This is a genomic window from Streptomyces violaceoruber (assembly GCF_033406955.1).
Taxonomy (GTDB): Bacteria; Actinomycetota; Actinomycetes; order Streptomycetales; family Streptomycetaceae; genus Streptomyces; species Streptomyces violaceoruber.
This window is the reverse complement of sequence record NZ_CP137734.1, coordinates 3346344-3365123: the sequence shown is the minus strand read 5'-3', so window position 1 is coordinate 3365123 and position 18780 is coordinate 3346344. Positions and strand designations below refer to the sequence as shown.

10 protein-coding genes are annotated in these 18780 nt (G+C 73.8%); 9 read left to right on the top strand and 1 reads right to left on the bottom strand.

What is annotated here, in order from left to right:
• Positions 1–97 precede the first annotated feature (97 nt).
• Both guaB and R2E43_RS14670 read left to right on the top strand, forming a co-directional pair.
• Entirely contained in the window at positions 98–1603 is a 1506-nt protein-coding gene (gene guaB, locus R2E43_RS14675) for an IMP dehydrogenase (protein ID WP_003974203.1), read from the top strand.
• 140 nt (positions 1604–1743) lie between these two features.
• Positions 1744–2868 (top strand): GuaB3 family IMP dehydrogenase-related protein, encoded by a 1125-nt coding sequence (locus R2E43_RS14670; RefSeq protein WP_003974202.1) that lies wholly within the window; start codon positions 1744–1746, stop codon positions 2866–2868.
• A gap of 548 nt (positions 2869–3416) precedes the next feature.
• Here the strand turns inward: R2E43_RS14670 and R2E43_RS14665 are convergent.
• Positions 3417–4634: a nucleotide sugar dehydrogenase gene (locus R2E43_RS14665; RefSeq protein ID WP_003974201.1), complete on the bottom strand. Its 1218-nt coding sequence runs from the start codon at positions 4632–4634 to the stop codon at positions 3417–3419.
• Between the two features lie 302 nt (positions 4635–4936).
• On the opposite strand from R2E43_RS14665, the gene R2E43_RS14660 reads away from it, so the two are divergent.
• The 7 genes from R2E43_RS14660 to R2E43_RS14630 all read left to right on the top strand — a co-directional run bounded on the left by R2E43_RS14660 (position 4937) and on the right by R2E43_RS14630 (position 18751).
• Positions 4937–6643, top strand: a complete 1707-nt coding sequence (locus R2E43_RS14660) for a glycerol-3-phosphate dehydrogenase/oxidase (protein WP_003974200.1) — start codon at positions 4937–4939, stop codon at positions 6641–6643.
• A gap of 100 nt (positions 6644–6743) precedes the next feature.
• Positions 6744–8897 carry a serine/threonine-protein kinase gene (locus R2E43_RS14655; protein WP_030867585.1) on the top strand — a complete coding sequence of 718 codons (2154 nt, stop codon included), beginning with the start codon at positions 6744–6746 and terminating at the stop codon, positions 8895–8897.
• A 195-nt stretch (positions 8898–9092) separates the two neighbouring features.
• Complete coding sequence (locus R2E43_RS14650) at positions 9093–12029, top strand: protein kinase (RefSeq protein ID WP_332056270.1); 2937 nt, start codon at positions 9093–9095, stop codon at positions 12027–12029.
• A 145-nt stretch (positions 12030–12174) separates the two neighbouring features.
• Positions 12175–13959 carry a serine/threonine-protein kinase gene (locus R2E43_RS14645; protein ID WP_332056269.1) on the top strand — a complete coding sequence of 595 codons (1785 nt, stop codon included), beginning with the start codon at positions 12175–12177 and terminating at the stop codon, positions 13957–13959.
• Positions 13960–14052: 93 nt separating this feature from the next.
• Complete coding sequence (locus tag R2E43_RS14640) at positions 14053–15165, top strand: serine/threonine-protein kinase (RefSeq protein WP_332057119.1); 1113 nt, start codon at positions 14053–14055, stop codon at positions 15163–15165.
• Positions 15166–15257: 92 nt separating this feature from the next.
• Entirely contained in the window at positions 15258–16997 is a 1740-nt protein-coding gene (locus R2E43_RS14635; RefSeq protein ID WP_332056268.1) for a serine/threonine-protein kinase, read from the top strand.
• Positions 16998–17137: 140 nt separating this feature from the next.
• Positions 17138–18751, top strand: coding sequence for a succinic semialdehyde dehydrogenase (locus R2E43_RS14630; protein WP_011029859.1), 1614 nt, complete (start codon positions 17138–17140; stop codon positions 18749–18751).
• The last annotated feature ends 29 nt before the right edge of the window (positions 18752–18780 follow it).

The window sequence follows — 18780 nt, the reverse complement described above, 5'->3', positions numbered from 1 at the left end:
ACGAAGGTCGCACGCTTCCTTGATCGTGGAATGAGCCACGTCCACTTCCCGTTAGCATGGACATCCGCACCGATCAAGGCCATTTGGGGAAGGTGTCATGACTGCCAACGTCGACGGAGTGCCCGAGAAATTCGCGACACTCGGGCTGACCTACGACGACGTGCTGCTGCTGCCGGGCGCCTCCGCGGTGCTTCCGAACGCGGTCGACACCTCGTCCCGCATCTCCCGCAACGTGCGGGTCAACATCCCGCTGCTCTCCGCGGCCATGGACAAGGTGACCGAGTCCCGGATGGCCATCTCCATGGCCCGCCAGGGCGGCGTCGGCGTCCTGCACCGCAACCTGTCCATCGAGGACCAGGCCAACCAGGTCGACCTGGTGAAGCGCTCCGAGTCGGGCATGGTGGCCAACCCCATCACCATCCACCCGGACGCCACCCTCGGCGAGGCCGACGCCCTGTGCGCCAAGTTCCGCATCAGCGGCGTCCCGGTCACCGACGGCGCGGGCAAGCTGCTCGGCATCGTCACCAACCGCGACATGGCCTTCGAGACCGACCGCAGCCGGCAGGTGCGCGAGGTCATGACGCCGATGCCGCTGGTCACCGGCCAGGTCGGCATCTCCGGTGTGGACGCCATGGAGCTGCTGCGCCGCCACAAGATCGAGAAGCTTCCGCTGGTCGACGGCGACGGCATCCTCAAGGGCCTGATCACGGTCAAGGACTTCGTCAAGGCCGAGCAGTACCCGCACGCCGCCAAGGACGCCAAGGGCCGCCTGCTCGTCGGCGCCGCCGTCGGCGCCAGCCCCGAGGCCCTCGACCGCGCCCAGGCGCTCGCCGAGGCCGGGGTGGACTTCCTCGTCGTCGACACCTCGCACGGCCACAACAGCAACGCGCTGAGCTGGATGTCGAAGATCAAGTCGAGCGTCGGCATCGACGTCGTCGGCGGCAACGTCGCCACCCGCGACGGCGCCCAGGCCCTGATCGACGCCGGCGTCGACGGCATCAAGGTCGGCGTCGGCCCCGGCTCCATCTGCACCACCCGCGTCGTCGCCGGCATCGGCGTCCCCCAGGTCACCGCGATCTACGAGGCCTCCCTCGCCGCCCGCGCCGCCGGGGTGCCCCTGATCGGCGACGGCGGTCTCCAGTACTCCGGCGACATCGGCAAGGCGCTCGCCGCCGGCGCCGACACCGTGATGCTGGGCAGCCTGCTGGCGGGCTGCGAGGAGTCGCCGGGCGAGTTGCAGTTCATCAACGGCAAGCAGTTCAAGTCGTACCGCGGCATGGGCTCGCTGGGCGCCATGCAGTCCCGCGGCCAGGGCCGGTCGTACTCGAAGGACCGCTACTTCCAGGCCGAGGTCGCCTCCGACGACAAGCTCGTGCCCGAGGGCATCGAGGGCCAGGTCCCCTACCGGGGTCCGCTGGCCAACGTCCTGCACCAGCTCGTCGGCGGTCTGCGCCAGACGATGGGCTACGTGGGCGCCGCCACCATCGAGGAGATGGAGTCCAAGGGCCGCTTCGTCCGGATCACCTCGGCGGGCCTCAAGGAGAGCCACCCGCACGACATCCAGATGACGGTCGAGGCGCCGAACTACAGCCGCAGCAAGTAAGCGGACGTAGCAAGCAAGCACACGGGCAGCGGCCTCCCGAGGGCGGCTCCGGAGCATCCGGGGCCGCCCTCAGCGGTGCCCCGGCGGGTCCGTCGGGGATACTGGAAGGCGCTGCAACGCATCAGGGAAAGGCCACAGACGTGACTGAGATCGAGATCGGGCGCGGCAAGCGCGGCCGCCGGGCGTACGCCTTCGACGACATCGCCGTCGTCCCCAGCCGCCGTACGCGGGACCCGAAGGAGGTCTCGATCGCCTGGCAGATCGACGCCTACCGCTTCGAGCTGCCGTTCCTGGCCGCTCCCATGGACTCGGTCGTCTCCCCGGCCACCGCCATCCGCATCGGCGAGCTGGGCGGCCTCGGCGTCCTCAACCTGGAAGGGCTCTGGACCCGGCACGAGGACCCGCAGCCGCTGCTCGACGAGATCGCCGAGCTGGACACCGACAACGCGACCCGCCGCCTCCAGGAGATCTACGCGGCTCCCATCAAGGAGGAGCTGATCGGGCAGCGCATCAAGGAGGTGCGCGACTCGGGCGTGGTCACCGCCGCCGCGCTCTCCCCGCAGCGCACCGCCCAGTTCTCCAAGGCCGTCGTGGACGCGGGCGTCGACATCTTCGTCATCCGGGGCACCACCGTCTCCGCGGAGCACGTCTCCGGCTCGCACGAGCCGCTGAACCTGAAGCAGTTCATCTACGAGCTCGACGTCCCGGTGATCGTCGGCGGCTGCGCCACCTACACCGCCGCCCTGCACCTGATGCGCACCGGCGCCGCGGGCGTCCTCGTCGGCTTCGGCGGCGGCGCCGCCCACACCACGCGCAACGTGCTGGGCATCCAGGTGCCCATGGCCACCGCGGTCGCCGACGTGGCGGCGGCCCGCCGGGACTACATGGACGAGTCCGGCGGCCGGTACGTCCACGTCATCGCCGACGGCGGTGTCGGCTGGTCCGGCGACCTGCCCAAGGCCATCGCCTGCGGCGCCGACTCCGTGATGATGGGCTCCCCGCTGGCCCGTGCGACCGACGCGCCGGGCAGGGGCAACCACTGGGGCATGGAGGCCGTGAACGAGGAGCTGCCGCGCGGCAAGAAGGTCGACCTCGGCACGGTCGGCACCATCGAGGAGATCCTCACCGGCCCGTCGCGCAACCCCGACGGCTCGATGAACTTCTTCGGCGCCCTGCGCCGCGCCATGGCCACCACCGGCTACAGCGAGCTGAAGGAGTTCCAGCGCGTCGAGGTCACGGTCGCGGACTCGCAGCACCGGCGGTAGCCGCGCTACGGCATGTGAAGGGGCCGGTCACCTGGTGGGTGACCGGCCCCTTTCGCGTGCTCGGGGGCTCTTGAGGGGGCGCGAGACGCGGCGCGGGGGCGTGCGGTGGTGTTCGGGGCGAATACGCCGGGGAGGGCCGTGCCGGATCGGTAATGTCCCTGCTCGGCGACCCAGTTCTCTGGGGCGCCCCCTTCCAAGGAACCGTTCCGGACCCCGCTCCTCGGGGCCCGGCCCGAATTCCAGACGGACCGCCTCACCGGGATATGGGCGGCATCGTGGAAGGGGGCGCGCCATGGGCCGTCACCGCAAGCCCACCCGCTGGGACCGGATCCGTCTGCGGATGGTGAAGTTCCGGAGGAGGTGGATCCTGCGGATTCACGGGAAGTGAGCGGCCACCCCTAAGAGAAGTAGGGGTGGACACTCCGTTCACTTCTCTGGAGCCTGCCGCAGGCCCACTGCGGTGGGCTCCACCTGCTCCCCCACCGTACCGGCGCAGCCTCCCTCTCACCACCAGCTCCGTGGCGCGGTCACCCCCGTGCGCCCCCGTCTCACAACCGGTGCGCCGCCCCCGTCGGTGTGGCGCCTCGCGTGTCCAGGAGCAGCTGGGCCTTGACCGACAGGCCCTGGAGGTCGTACGTGCGGTGCTGCTGGAGGAGGATCGTGAGGTCGGCGTCGGCGGCGGCCTCGTAGAGGGAGTCGGCGCGGGGGACGGGGCGGTCGGCGACGTTCCAGGACGGGATGTGCGGGTCGTGGTAGCTCACGGCGGCGCCCATGGACATCAGGCGGGTCGCGATCTCCTCGGCCGGGGTGGCCTGCTGGTCGGCCAGGTCGGCCTTGTAGGTGACGCCGAGCAGGAGGATGCGGGCGCCGCGTGCGGACTTGCCGTGCTCGTTGAGCAGGGCGGCGGCGCGCTGGACGACGTAACGGGGCATCTGGGCGTTGACCTGCTGGGCCAGCTCGACCATGCGCAGGCTGTGCGGGGCCCGGCCGGTGAGGTCCTGGGCGACGGAGTGGCCGCCGACGCCGGGGCCGGGGCGGAAGGCGTGGAAGCCGAAGGGCTTGGTCTCCGCGCAGCGCAGGACGTCCCACAGGTCGACGCCGAGGTCGTCGCAGAGCACGGCCATCTCGTTGACCAGGGCGATGTTCACGTGCCGGAAGTTGGTCTCCAGGAGCTGCACCGTCTCCGCCTCCCGCGGGCCCCGCGCGCGGACCACCTTGTCGGTGAGGCGGCTGTAGAACGCGGCGGCCGACTCGGTGCAGGCGGGGGTGAGGCCGCCGATGACCTTGGGGGTGTTGGCCGGGGTGAAGTCGCGGTTGCCGGGGTCGACGCGGCTGGGGGAGTAGGCGAGGTGGAAGTCGCGGCCGGCGCGCAGCCCCGAGCCCTGCTCCAGGAGCGGGCGCAGGAAGTCCTCCGTCGTCCCGGGCCGCACCGGCGACTCCAGGATGACGGTGGTGTGCGGGCGCATGTGGGCGGCGAGGGTGCGGGCCGCGGCCTCCACCTGGGTGAGGTCCAGGCCGCCGTCCGCGCCCGGCGGGGTGGGCGCGCAGATGACGGCGGTGCGGACCCGGCCCAGCTCGGCCGGTCCGGCCGGTCCGGTCGGGGTGCGGAAGCCCGTGGCGAGCATCCGGCGCACCTCGGCGGGGGTGAGCGGGTCGGCCTCGGGGCCGGTGCGGTAGCCGAGGGTGGGGATGCCGGCGGCGACGGCGGCCTGGGCCAGCGGCAGGCCGTACGGGCCGAGTCCGATGACGGCGAGATCTGCGGGCATGGCGTGGGCCGTCCTTCCCAGTAGCCGAAGCGGGACAGGTGCGCAAGCCCGGTGGACAGGACGGGCGAGCACAACGTCAGACTAGGAGTAAATATGACCGATTTGCGGTATTGATCTGCGGAGTTTCGGCGAGTGTCGACGGCGCGCTGCCTGCCGGTACGGGCCGGTGGGGAAGTTGTCCACAGGTTGGGGCCTGCGGCTGCCGAAGTCGGGCAGGCCGGTCAGAATCTGGGCATGGTGGGTACCAGGAACCGGGCTCGCCCGACGGGTGCGGCCGACGCGACCGACAGCGGGAGGCAGCAGTGAGGACAGCGACCCTTGGGCCGGCGCAGCGCGCCGAGTCACTCGCGGCCATGGCCGAGCGCGAACTCGACGTACTGGTGGTGGGCGCCGGCGTGGTCGGTGCGGGCACCGCCCTCGACGCCGTGACGCGCGGCCTGTCCGTCGGCCTGGTCGAGGCGCGGGACTGGGCCTCGGGCACCTCCAGCAGGTCCAGCAAGCTGATCCACGGCGGCCTGCGCTATCTGGAGATGCTCGACTTCGTGCTCGTGCGGGAGGCGCTGAAGGAGCGCGGACTGCTGCTGGAACGGCTGGCGCCGCACCTGGTGAAGCCGGTGCCGTTCCTGTACCCGCTCCAGCACAAGGGCTGGGAGCGGCTGTATGCCGGATCGGGCGTCGCGCTCTACGACGCCATGTCCATGGCCCGCGGGCACGGGCGGGGCCTGCCGCTGCACCGGCACCTGAGCCGCCGTCACGCCCTGCGCGTGGCGCCCGCGCTGAAGAAGGACGCGCTGGTCGGCGCGTTGCAGTACTACGACGCCCAGATGGACGACGCCCGCTTCGTAGCCACGCTGGTGCGCACCGCGGCGGCGTACGGCGCCAAGGTCGCCAACCGCGCCCGGGTCACCTCCTTCCTGCGCGAGGGCGAACGGGTGGTCGGCGCCCGGGTGCAGGACGTCGAGGCGGGCGGCGAGTACGAGGTCCGCGCCAAGCAGGTGGTGAACGCGACCGGGGTGTGGACCGACGACACCCAGGCGATGGTCGGCGAGCGCGGCCAGTTCCACGTCCGGGCCTCCAAGGGCATCCACCTGGTCGTGCCCAAGGACCGCATCCACTCCAGCACCGGGCTGATCCTGCGCACCGAGAAATCCGTGCTGTTCGTCATCCCCTGGGGCCGGCACTGGATCATCGGCACCACGGACACCGACTGGGACCTGGACAAGGCCCACCCGGCCGCGTCCAGCGCCGACATCGACTACCTGCTGGAACACGTCAACTCGGTGCTGTCGGTGCCCCTCACGCGCGACGACGTCGAGGGCGTGTACGCCGGACTGCGCCCGCTGCTGGCCGGCGAGTCGGACGCCACCAGCAAGCTGTCGCGCGAGCACACCGTCGCCCACCCGGTGCCCGGCCTGGTCGTCGTGGCCGGCGGGAAGTACACGACGTACCGGGTGATGGCCAAGGACGCCGTCGACGAGGCCGTGCACGGGCTCGACCTGCGGGTCGCCGACTGCGTCACCGAGGAGACGCCGCTGCTCGGCGCCGAGGGCTACCACGCGCAGTGGAACGCCCGGGCCCGGATCGCCGCCCGCACCGGACTGCACGTCGTACGCGTCGAGCATCTGCTCAACCGCTACGGCTCGCTGACGGAGGAACTGCTCGAACTCGTCGCCGCCGACCCCTCCCTGGGCGAGCCGCTCACCGGCGCCGACGACTACCTGCGCGCCGAAGTCGTCTACGCCGCCTCGCACGAGGGCGCCCGGCACCTGGACGACGTACTGACCCGGCGCACCCGTATCTCCATCGAGACCTTCGACCGGGGCACGCGCTGCGCCCGCGAGGCCGCCGAGCTGATGGCACCGGTCCTCGGCTGGGACAAGGGCCAGGTCGAGCGGGAGATCGAGCACTACGAGAAGCGGGTCGAGGCCGAGCGGGAGTCCCAGCGCCAGCCCGACGACCTGACGGCCGACGCGGCCCGGCTGGGGGCGCCGGACATCGCGGCGCGGTGAGGAGGGCGGGGCGGGAACCCTGCGGGCACCCTGGGCGTAGAGCACTTGTCGGGTGAGGGACAATGAAGGCTCTGTCAGGGCGGGTTGCATGAGGGGACGCATGTCGGAGGCGGAGCGGGCGGGGACATCCCGTACGGACAAGAGCGCACGTCTCCTCGCCGGGCGGTACCGGCTGGGAGACGTGCTCGGCCGCGGCGGCATGGGGACGGTGTGGCGCGCCGAGGACGAGACCCTCGGACGCACGGTCGCCGTCAAGGAGCTGCGGTTCCCGGGGAACATCGACGAGGAGGAGAAGCGGCGCCTGATCACGCGCACGCTGCGCGAGGCCAAGGCGATCGCGCGGATCCGCAACAACAGCGCCGTCACGGTCTACGACGTGGTCGAGGAGGACGACCGGCCGTGGATCGTGATGGAACTCGTCGAGGGCAAGTCGCTCGCCGAGGCCATCCGTGAGGACGGACTGCTGGAGCCCAGGCGCGCCGCCGAGGTCGGCCTCGCGGTCCTGGACGTGCTGCGCTCCGCGCACCGCGAGGGCATCCTGCACCGCGACGTGAAGCCGTCGAACGTACTGATCGCCGAGGACGGCCGGGTCGTGCTCACCGACTTCGGCATCGCCCAGGTCGAGGGCGACCCCTCCATCACCTCCACCGGCATGCTGGTCGGTGCCCCCTCCTACATCTCGCCCGAGCGCGCCCGCGGCCACAAGCCCGGCCCGGCCGCCGACCTCTGGTCGCTGGGCGGGCTGCTGTACGCCGCCGTCGAGGGCACCCCGCCCTACGACCGGGGCTCGGCGATCGCGACGCTCACCGCGGTGATGACGGAGAACCTGGAGGAGCCGAAGAACGCCGGCCCGCTGCGGGACGTCATCTACGGGCTGCTCACCAAGGACCCCGACCAGCGGCTCGACGACGCGGGCGCCCGCGCGATGCTGAACAAGGTCATCCACGCGCCCGAGCAGACGGCCGGGACCGAGCCGGTCGACGCCACCAAGGTCGTGCCGCTGCCCCCGCAGCCGGACGGGCGAAGGCGCCGCGGCGGCGGTTCCCAGGGCTCCGGCGGCAAGCTGGGCGAGGAGGCCGGGGAGAAGCTCCGCGGAGCGCTGCGTTCCGTGCGCAAGGCCGCGGTCGGGGCGGGTGCGGCGGGCGCCGCGGCCGCCTCGCGGGCCAAGCCCGGCGACGGCGGCCGGAGTGCGGCGGGAGCCGCGGGGACGCCCACCGCCCACGGTTCCACCGTGCACGGGTCCACGGCCCAGGGATCCACGGTCCGCCACGGATCCACGGCCCAAGGGGCCACCGCCCACGGACCCGCCGGGACGGCAGCCGCCCCGCCGGCGCCGAGGGCGGGATCGGCCTCGGGACCCGGCGCGAGTGCGGGCACGCGTCCCGGTGCTGTCGGCCCGGGGGCCGGTGCGGCGAACGCGGCCGGGGGAGCGCGGAGCTCCGGCTGGCCCGTCGTACCGCCGCCCGACCTGCCCGCCCGGCCCGTGCCCCGGGCCCCGCTCACCGACGTGGTGCCGCGCCGGACGCTGATCATCATCGCGGTGGTCGTGGCGCTGGCCGTGCTCGGCACCGTGCTGGCGCTCACGCTCGGCGGTGGCGACGACGACAAGGGCGCCGAGGGCGGCAACGGCGGCAAGGCGGTCGCCTCCGCCGGCGCGAGCGGCGACACCAAGCAGGACGAGCAGAGCGGCACGGGGACCGACGGCTCCGCCTCCGACCCCGCGGCGAACGGGGACCAGACCGGCGCCCCGGACACCGCGGCGGGCGCGTCCGGCGAGACCGGCGGCGAGTCGGACGACGCCGGGAAGTCCGACGACGACGAGGACGTGGCCACCACCCACCAGGGCGGCCAGGGCTACCGCATCGGACTGCCCGAGGGCTGGAAGTTCGCCTCCACGGGCTCCTCGGGCGACCGGTTCACCGGGCCCCGCGGGCAGAAGCTGCTGGTCGCCTGGACCTCCACGCCCAAGGGCGACCCCGTCGCGGACTGGAAGAGCCAGGAGCAGTACATGGTCCGCTCGAACTACCAGAAGGTCCGCATAGAGAAGGTGGGCTACCGGGACTGGAACGCGGCCGACTGGGAGTTCACCTACACCGACGGCGGCACCAAGTACCGCACCGTCGACCGCGGGTTCGTCGTCAACGACCACCAGGGCTACGCGCTCATGTACACCGCGAAGGCCGCCGACTGGGGCGACGATCTGCGCCGGGACACCTGGCGGACCCTGTCGAAGACCTTCGAACCCAAGTCCTGAGCGCAGGGACCCGGGCCCCGGGGCGACGGGACCCGGGCCCCGGGGCGACGGGACCCGGGTTTGAGCCGCCCGATATCTGGCATCAGCTCATTGCGGGTTGCCTCCGGCACGTATCGTGAGTGGTTGCGGACCGTACGCAGCCGGAACGGCCCGCCGGGCGAACGGAATTGACCGACGGCTGCCGGGGGTGGCGACGTGGACGACTACGCGGGACGGGTACTCGCCGACCGCTACCGCCTGCCCCTGCCGCCGTCCGACGAGTACGAACTCACCGAGACCCGCGCCTTCGACACCTACAGCGGCCAGGAAGTCCTGGTCCGGCAGGTGCCGTTGCCGGAGGTCGTCGAGGCCGAGGTGCTCGACGCGGACGGCCTGCCCGACGGCTTCACCGCCCGGGACGGCGGTGTCCGGCACTCCGGCAGGCGGCCCACGGCCTCGGGCGGGCCCAGGAGTCCGGCCGACCCGGTGGTGCGGCGTGCCGTCGAGGCAGCGCAGGCCGCGGCGGCGGTGCCCGACCATCCGCGCCTGGACCAGGTCTTCGACGTCTTCGCCGAGGGCGGCTCGCTGTGGATCGCCAGCGAGCTGGTGGCCGCGAGGCCGCTGGCCGCGCTGCTCACCGAACAGACCCTGACGCCGTACCGGGCGGCCGAGGTGGCCTCCGACGTCCTCCTGGCACTGCGGGTGCTGCACTCGTACGGCTGGGTGCACCGCAACATCACCGCGCGCACCGTGCTCGTCTGCGACGACGGACGGGTCATGCTGACCGGCCTGGCGGTCGGGGCGGCGGAGGAGGCGCTGTGCGGGTACGACCCGGTGCCCCCGCCGCCCGACGGCGAACCGGACGGTGCGCCCGAGCGCGACGCAGTCTCCGGTGCGGGCGGCGGCGTTCCCCGCGCCGGGGTCTTCGGTCCGGGGGACGCCGACCCCGAGGCCGCCCGGCGGGCGGCCATCGAGGCGCGGGGCGTCGGCGGGCTCCCGGTGCCCGGGACCCCGGCGCCCGGCACCGCCCCCGCAGGCCTCGCACCCGCCTCGCTCGACGCCGCCGCGGACGCCCGCGCCGCCCGGGCCGGCGCGATCGCCGCCTACCGTGCCGGAGCCAGGGCCGCGGCCCGCATCCAGGAGGCCCAGAACGGCCGCGCGGCCCTGCCGGGCGTCCGGCCCGCCCCCGACGGCGCCACGCAGGCCGGTGGCTCCGGCACGAGCGGCGGACGCCCGGGCCTCGCCACGGGTCCCGGCTCCTCGTACGACGACGACGGCGCCGGCCGGCCGCCGCACGGCAGCGCGCCCGGCGGGGCATGGCCCGGACACGGCGTCGAGGCGGGCGGCGGCGCGCCGGGCGCCCGGCCCGGCCAGGGAAGCGGCCGGGCCGCCTTCGCCGCCGGTTCCGGCCAGGCTCCGTATGCCATAGGGCCCGACGCCGCGTCCGGCGCACCGTGGGACGAGGAGAGCGTCGGCGACCCCGCCACGTCCGGTGCCGCCGTGCCGCCGGGGCAGATCACGGACCCCTACGGTGTAGGCACCACTGCCTGGCACGGCGCCACGCCCCGTACCCCCGGTGATCCGGCCTCCTCCGCCGCACGTCCCACGGGCGACCCGGCGTTCCCCGCCCCCCGCCCGGCCGGTGAACCGGCCGCCGGCTCCGGCCCGGCGGCCGGACGGGCCCTGCCCGGTGCCCGGCCGGAGGACACCGCGGGGTCCGCAGTTCCGTGGCGGGAGACCACCGCCGGGCCCGCCGCACGGTCGCGGGAGACCGCTTCCGAGGCCGCCGCCGGGCCGTGGCGGGCAGCGCCCCCAAGGGCGGCCGACCCGGAGCGCGAGGGCGGGCCCCGGCCCGCCGCGGGCTGGGACGACCTGGCCGGGCGTGCGCCCGGGCAGCGGAATCCGGCCACCGCGCTCGCCGCCGAGCGGGCCCGGCAGACACGGATGGCCGTGGTCGGTCCCGTGACCGAGCGCTGGGCGCCGGAACAGGCCGGGCCCGTGCACGAGAACTGGCAGTTGGCCGCGCCCATCGGTCCCGCCACCGACCTGTGGGCCCTCGGCGCGCTGCTCTTCCGTGCCGTGCAGGGGCACGCGCCCTACCCGGAGGAGTCGACCGCCGAGCTGGTGCAGATCGTGTGCGCGGAGCCGCCCGCCTTCGCCGAGGAGTGCGGGCCGCTCCGGCCGGTCGTGGAGTCGCTGCTGCGTCAGGACCCCACCGAGCGCATCGACTTCGAGGAACTGAGCGGCTGGCTGCGCTCCCTCGTCCGGTCCGCGCCCGAGCCGGAGGCCGGTCTGCACGTCATCTCGGCGCCCCCCGTCGAGACCGGCCGGCTGCCCATCGTGCGCCGCCGCGGCGAGCTGGTGCGCAGGCGGCGCGCCGGACTGCCCGCGCACCACGGACGGCACAAGCGGGGCAGGGGGGAGACCGACCGCTCGCCACGCAGCCTCGGCCGGACCCTGCTCCTGCTGATACTGCTCGCGATGGCCGGAGCGGTCGCCTACGCCATGTTCTTCATGCCGAAGAACGACACGAACGGGGCCGGGGCCCCCGACCGCACCGGCGCCGCCGGCGAGGCGAGCCAGGCACCGCCCGCGAAGTCACCGGACGCCGGCGGCGAGTCCCGGCCGGACCGGAGCTCCCCGGCGCCCGACCCCGGCGCCTCGCGGACGGCGGGCGGCTCCACCGAGCCCCAGTCCAACGTGGCCGACGGATTCACCCTGCGCAAGGACGCCGAGGGCTTCCGCGTCGCCGTCGCCGAGGGCTGGAACCGCACGCCCCGCAACGGCAGCGGTCAGGTCGTCTACGGCAAGGGCGACTTCGAGCTGATCGTCGTGCCGGGCCGCGACCGCGCCTCGGAGTTCGGCGACGACCCGATGGCCTACCAGCGCGACAGCGAACCCGAGTTGGCCTCGTACCGCGCCTCCAGCTGGGCCACCTCCAGCGGCCTGAAGACCATCGAGGTCGGCGGACGGACCATGGCGGAGGGGCAGTTCACCTGGACCGGAGCCGGCGGCGAGCTGTACGTGCGCAACGTCGCCGTCCTCATCGACGGCCGCTACCACGTGGTGCAGGTCCGCGGTCCGGAGGGGGAACGCGACGAGGTGACCCGGCTGTTCGAACAGGCCTCGGCCACCTACCAGTACACGCGCTGAACGCAGTTCGGCCCGATGGTTGCCTCCCGTCACGGAAAGCGACAACCGTCACAGAGCGGTTTCCATGCCACCCCACCCGTTCCCCGGGCGGGGGCCGGTCCCTAGTCTGACCCTGACAAGACCATTGCGGGGCAACGTGAATCAGATGCAGGGCCGGCTCGTCGCGGGACGCTACCGGCTCGGGGAAGCCATCGGCAGCGGCGGCATGGGCCGGGTGTGGCGCGCACACGACGAGGTGCTGCACCGGACCGTCGCCATCAAGGAGTTGACCGCCGCGCTCTACGTCTCCGAGAGCGACCAGGCCATCCTCCTGGCACGCACCCGGGGCGAGGCGCGCGCGGCGGCACGGATCAACCACTCGGCCGTCGTCACCGTGCACGACGTACTCGAACACGACGGCCGGCCGTGGATCGTGATGGAGTTGGTCGAGGGCCGCTCGCTGGCCGACGCCGTCAAGGAGGAGGTGCGGGTCGACCCGAGGGAGGCGGCCCGCGTCGGTCTGTGGGTGCTGCGCGCCCTGCGCGCCGCGCACACCGCGGGAGTCCTGCACCGCGACGTCAAGCCGGGCAACGTGCTGCTCGCCGACGACGGCCGGGTGCTGCTCACCGACTTCGGCATCGCGCAGATCGAGGGCGACTCCACCATCACCCGGACCGGCGAGGTCGTCGGCTCCGTCGACTACCTGGCGCCCGAGCGCGTCCGCGGCCACGATCCCGGCCCGTCCTCCGACCTGTGGGCGCTCGGCGCGACGCTGTACACGGCGGTGGAGGGCAGGTCGCCGTTCCGCCGCACCTCACCGCTGACCACCATGCAGGCGGTCGTCGAGGAGGAGGCCACCGAGCCCCGGTACGCCGGTGCGCTCGCGCCGGTCATCAGCGCCCTGCTGCGCAAGGACCCGGCCGAGCGGCCCGACGCGACCGAGGCCGAGCACCTGCTCGCCCAGGCGGCCGAGGGCCGGCGCCCGGACGCGGCCCAGGCCTATGTGCCGACCACCCGGTACGAGGGGCCGCCGCGCGCGGGCGACACGGCCGTCCAGGGGATGCCGGCCGGCGGGACCGGCGCCACGCCGTACCCGCAGGCCGGCGGGAGCGGCGCCACGCCGTACCCGCCGACGACCGGTCCCACGGCGGCCGGCCCCGCGCCGACCGGACACACCCGGGGTGGGTACACCCAGGGCGGACACACCGAGGGTGGGTACACCGCGCCGGGCTACGCGCCGGCCCCGGCGGTGGGCGGCGCCGCCCCCGGACGGGCACGGCGGGTCCGTATGCGCACGCTCGCCCTGGTCGTCGCCGTCGCCGCGCTGATCGGCGCGGGTACCGCCGTGGTGCTGCACCAGCGCGACGAGGGCGGCTCGTCGGCCGGCGCCGACCCCACCCAGGGTGCTACCGGTTCGGCCGCTCCCTCCCCCTCTGCCTCCGCCACGACCGGCAAGGGCCCCGGTGGTTCCGTCCCGGCCGACTGGACACGCCGCGACGACCCGCTGGGTTTCAGCCTCTACCTGCCCGAGAACTGGCAGCGGAGGGACTTCGACGGCGACAGCGGCGAACTCCGGCAGATCGACTACACCCCCGACGGCGGCAACCACGTCCTGCGCATATCCGTCGACACCGCTCCCGACTACAACGACCCGTACGCGCACCAGCAGGACCTGGACGCCCAACTGCTCCAGCGGCTCGTCGACTACCGGCGCGTCAAGCTCGAACGCGCCGGCTACCGCGACCGCGACAGCGCCCGTTGGGAGTACACCTGGACCGCGCTGGCGAAGGACACCGAGTTCCCCGGCCCGCGCCGCGCCGTGTCGCAGATGCACATGTCCCGCGACGGCGTCGAGTACGCCCTCAACATGACGGGACCGGCGGGCGACTGGCCGACCACGCAACGGCGGTTCAAGGCGGTGCTGCAGGGCTGGCAGGAGAAGACCGGCTGAACCACGCCCCCGTCGTGGGACCGTCCGCACGCCCGTCGGTTGTCGGCCACCCGTGTGACAGCGGCCCGGAGCCGGTGCGTCCGGTGGGGCATGATGGGGCGCATGGTGACCGAGGGGGCGGGCGGGCGTGTCATCGCGGGCCGTTACCGGCTCCATGAGCGGCTCGGCCGCGGCGGCATGGGCATCGTGTGGCGGGCCACCGACCAACTGCTCGCCCGCGAAGTGGCCGTGAAGGCCCTCCCCCTCGACGAGAGCCTCTCCGCGGCGGAGGCCCGACGGCGCCGTGAGCGCACCCTGCGCGAGGCCCGCGCCGTCGCACAGTTGCGGCATCCGCACGTCATCGTCGTGCACGACGTGGTCGAGGACGACGGACGCGCGTACATGGTCATGGAACTGGTCGACGGCGGCTCGCTCGCCGACCGCGTCCTCACGCGCGGTCCGGTCGACGCCGTCGAGGCGGCCCGCATCGGCGTCGCCCTGCTCGACGCCCTGGACACGGCCCACGCGTCCGGGATCCTGCACCGGGACGTGAAACCGTCGAACGTGCTGGTCGCCGACGACGGCCGGGTCGTCCTCACCGACTTCGGGGTGGCCCAGGTCGCGGGCGCCACCACGCTCACCGAGAGCGGTTCCTTCGTCGGTTCCCCCGAGTACACCGCGCCGGAGCGGATGTCCGGGGCCGGGACGGGTCCCGAGTCCGACCTGTGGTCGCTGGGCGTGCTGCTGTGCGCGGTCCTCAGCGGCGCGTCCCCCTTCCACCGCGACTCGCTGGGCGGTGTCCTGCACGCCGTGGTCACCGAGGAGATCCGCCCACCGGCGCAGGCCGGGCCGCTCCTCCCGGTCGTACGGGGCCTGCTGGAGCGCGATCCGCGACGGCGGCTGGACGCGGCGTCGGCCCAGCGGATGCTGCGCGCCTTCCTGAGCACGGGCCGAACGCCCGCGACACCGGAGGAGGCCACCGCCGCCCGGCCCCTGCGTGCGCGGCGGAGCGTGAAGCGGAGCGTGCTCCTGGCGGTGCTGCTGGTCGTCGCGGCGGCGGGCGCGGGCGTGTCCGCGGCCGCGCTGTTCGCCGACGGAGGCGACGACGGGGGCGGTACGCCGACCAGTTCGGTGCCCGCCACGCCGACATCGACACCGCCGACGTCGACACCGACGACGGCGAATCCCGGGCCTCCGGCCGCGTCCGGTTCCGGCAACAGCACCTAAACGGGAGATAAGCGGCATCGTGCGTCACGGGTCTGTGACCACCGGGCAACCGCGCTGGAAAGGGGCGCGTCCGGCGCGATATGGATGGACGCATGAGCAGCAACGGGGGGCCCCGCAGTGGGGCGGACGAGCCGACGAGTTTTGACCTGCAACCGCCGAACCGGCCGGCCGCGGTGCCGCATCCCGGCAATCCGTACGCGACACCGACCCAGGTCGTGCCGCCGCGGTCGCAGACCCCGCCGTCCACTCCTGCGGCGGCACCTCCGGCGGCTCCTCCGGCGACTCCGTCGTCCACTCCTGCGGCCGCGGTCCCGGACCCGGGTGCCGGGCGGCTGATCGCCGGCCGCTACCGGCTGATCGCGAAGCTCGGGCACGGCGGCATGGGCACCGTCTGGCGGGCCAAGGACGAGACCGTCGACCGCGAGGTCGCCGTCAAGGAGCCCCGCGTCCCCGACCACCTTCCCGGACGCGAACGTGCCAACGCCTTCGAGCGGATGCGCCGCGAGGCGCGCGCCGCCGCCCGGCTCGACCACCCCGCGGTGGTCGACGTGCACGACGTGGCGGTCGTGGACGACCAGCCGTGGATCGTGATGGAACTCGTGCGCGGACGCTCGCTCGGCGACGCCCTCCAGGAGGGCACCCTGAGCGCCCGCGAGGCCGCCCGGATCGGCCTCGAGGTGCTCGGCGCGCTGGAGGCCGCGCACGCCGCCGGTGTCCTGCACCGGGACGTGAAGCCGGACAACGTCCTGCTCGGCCGGCACGACCGGGTCGTCCTCACCGACTTCGGCATCGCCCAGATCGAGGGCGAGACCAGCCTGACCGACACCGGCGGCTTCGTCGGCTCGCCCGAGTACATCGCCCCGGAGCGGGTGCTGGGCCAGCGCCCCGGCCCGGCGAGCGACCTGTGGTCCCTTGGCGTGGTGCTGTACGCCGCGACGGAGGGCGTCTCGCCGTTCCGCCGCAGCAACACCCCGGCCACGCTCCAGTCGGTGCTCAACGCCACGCCCGCGCCGCCCGCCTCCGCGCAGGGCCCGCTGGCCGAGGTGATCACGGGCCTGCTGGACAAGGACCCCGCGCGCCGCCCGGACGCCGCCCGGGTCCGCGCCCTGCTGGACGCCGCGGTGAACCCGCCCGCGCCGCAGCCCGCGCCGCAGCCCACGCAGGTGGTTCGGCTCGACGGGCCCGAGGGGCCGGGCGCGGCGCCCGCGTCCCGCTGGAGCGTCCGGCTGGGCCGCAACGCGTGGATCGCCCTCGGTTCGGTGGTCGTCGCGGCGGCGGTGGCCTCGTACCTGGTGCTCGCGGACCCCTTCGCGGGGCCGCTGCCCGACGGCTGGAAGACCCCGCACGAGAAGCAGCTCGCCGCGACCCTGGCGGTGCCCGAGAACTACAAGCGCACCGTTCCCGAGGAGGCCGGCCAGCACTGGGTCACCTACACCGACGAGAGCGGCGCCGTCTGGATCGGTCTGACCCTGGACAAGAAGCGGGAGGACACCCTGGGCAACATCGCCGGGTCCGCCGCGGCCGAGATGTACGACGACGACGGGAAGTACAAGGAGAGCGGGGCGTACGACCTCGCCATGCCCGAGAACCCGAAGACCGCCCCCAGGGAGACCGAGTACCGGGGTGGCAAGTCCGCCGAGAACACGGTCGTCTACACCACCACCGACAGCCAGAACCCCCGCCCGCGCGAACTGCGGATCTTCTACTACCGCACGTCCGCGGGCGACATGTACAAGCTCACCGTCAGCTACCCGGGCAAGGGCGACTTCACCGCACGGGGGCGTGAGGTGGCCAGTACGGCCGTCGCCAATCTGGACATCGACGGCACCTGAGCGCTCCCGCTCGCACAACGCCCTGATCAGCGGGTTTGTTGCCAGCGATCACTGGCGGTGTGTGAGCACTCGGTGAATCACCGTGAATCACCGTTACCGACGGGTACACAAAGCACGCCCGGCGTCATACCCTGCGGCTCATGACGGACGCGCAGGCCCCGGAACTCACCGGCACGAACCCCCTCGCCCCCACCCCGGAGGGCGCCCGCACCGCTGCCGACGTGGTCACGCCCGAGCTGGTCGCCCAGCTCACCAAGGGCGTGGCCGGGTCCGGCCGCACCGCCAACCACACCCCGTTCACCGGCGAGAAGCTGGCCGACCTGCCCGAGTCGACGCCCGAGGACGTGGCCGGAGCCTTCGAGCGGGCCCGCGCCGCCCAGGCCGTGTGGGCGCAGGTGCCGGTGCGGCAGCGGGCCGCGGTCCTGCTGCGCTTCCACGACCTGGTCCTGGAGCGGCAGGCCGAGGTCCTCGACCTCATCCAGCTGGAGACCGGCAAGGCCCGCCTGCACGCCCACGAGGAGGTCCAGGCCGTCGCCGTCGCCGCCCGGCACTACGGCCGCAAGGCCCCGGCGTACCTGCGCCCCAAGCGGCACACCGGCGCCGTACCGACCCTCACCAAGGTCACCGAGCTGCGCCACCCGCGCGGCGTCGTCGGCCAGATCGCCCCCTGGAACTACCCGCTGGAGCTGTCCGTCGGCGACGCGCTCCCCGCCTTCGTCGCGGGCAACGCCGTCGTGATGAAGCCCGACACCGAGACCTGCCTGACCGCCCTGTGGGCCCGTGACCTGCTCATCGAGGCCGGGCTGCCCGCCGAGGTCTTCCAGGTCGTGCTCGGCGACGGCCCGGTCGTCGGCCCCGAGGTCGTCAGGCACGCCGACTACGTCTCCTTCACCGGTTCCACCCGCACCGGCCGCGAGGTCGCCCAGGGGGCCGCCGCCCGCCTGGTCGGCGTCTCCCTGGAACTCGGCGGCAAGAACGCCATGCTGGTCCTGGAGGACGCCGACATCGAGAAGGCCGCGGCGGGCGCCGTCCGCGCCTGCTTCTCCTCGGCCGGCCAGCTGTGCATCTCCATCGAGCGGCTCTACGTCCACGCGTCCGTCGCCGACGCCTTCCTGGAGCGCTTCGCCGCCCGCACCAGGGCCATGCGGCTCGGCACCTCCCTCTCCTACGGCGCCGACATGGGCTCGCTGGTGGGGGAGCGGCAGCTGGCGACCGTGACGGCGCACGTGGCGGACGCCGTGGAGCGGGGCGCGAAGCTCGTCGCCGGCGGTGTCGCCCGCCCGGACATAGGCCCGTACTTCTACGAGCCGACCATCCTCGACGGTGTCGTGGCCCCCATGACGGTGTGCGCCGAGGAGACCTTCGGCCCGGTCGTCTCCGTCTACCGCTTCACGACCGAGGACGAGGCCGTCGAGCACGCCAACTCCACGCCGTACGGCCTGAACTCCTCGGTCTGGACGAAGGACGCCCGGCGCGGCCGCGACGTCGCCGCCCGGCTGCGCACCGGCACCGTCAACATCAACGAGGGGTACGCGCCCGCCTACGGCAGCGTGCAGTCCCCGATGGGCGGCATGAAGGACTCCGGCCTCGGCCGCCGGCACGGCTCCGAGGGCATCCTCAAGTACACCGAGGCCCAGACCGTCGCCCACCAGCGCCTGCTGCCGATGGCGCCCTCGCTCGGCATGGACGACGAGAAGTACGCGGCGTTCATGAGCCGCAGTCTCCGGCTCATGAAGAGTCTCCGGTTCCGGTAGCCGACGCAGGGGCGCGCGGGGCCGTATCG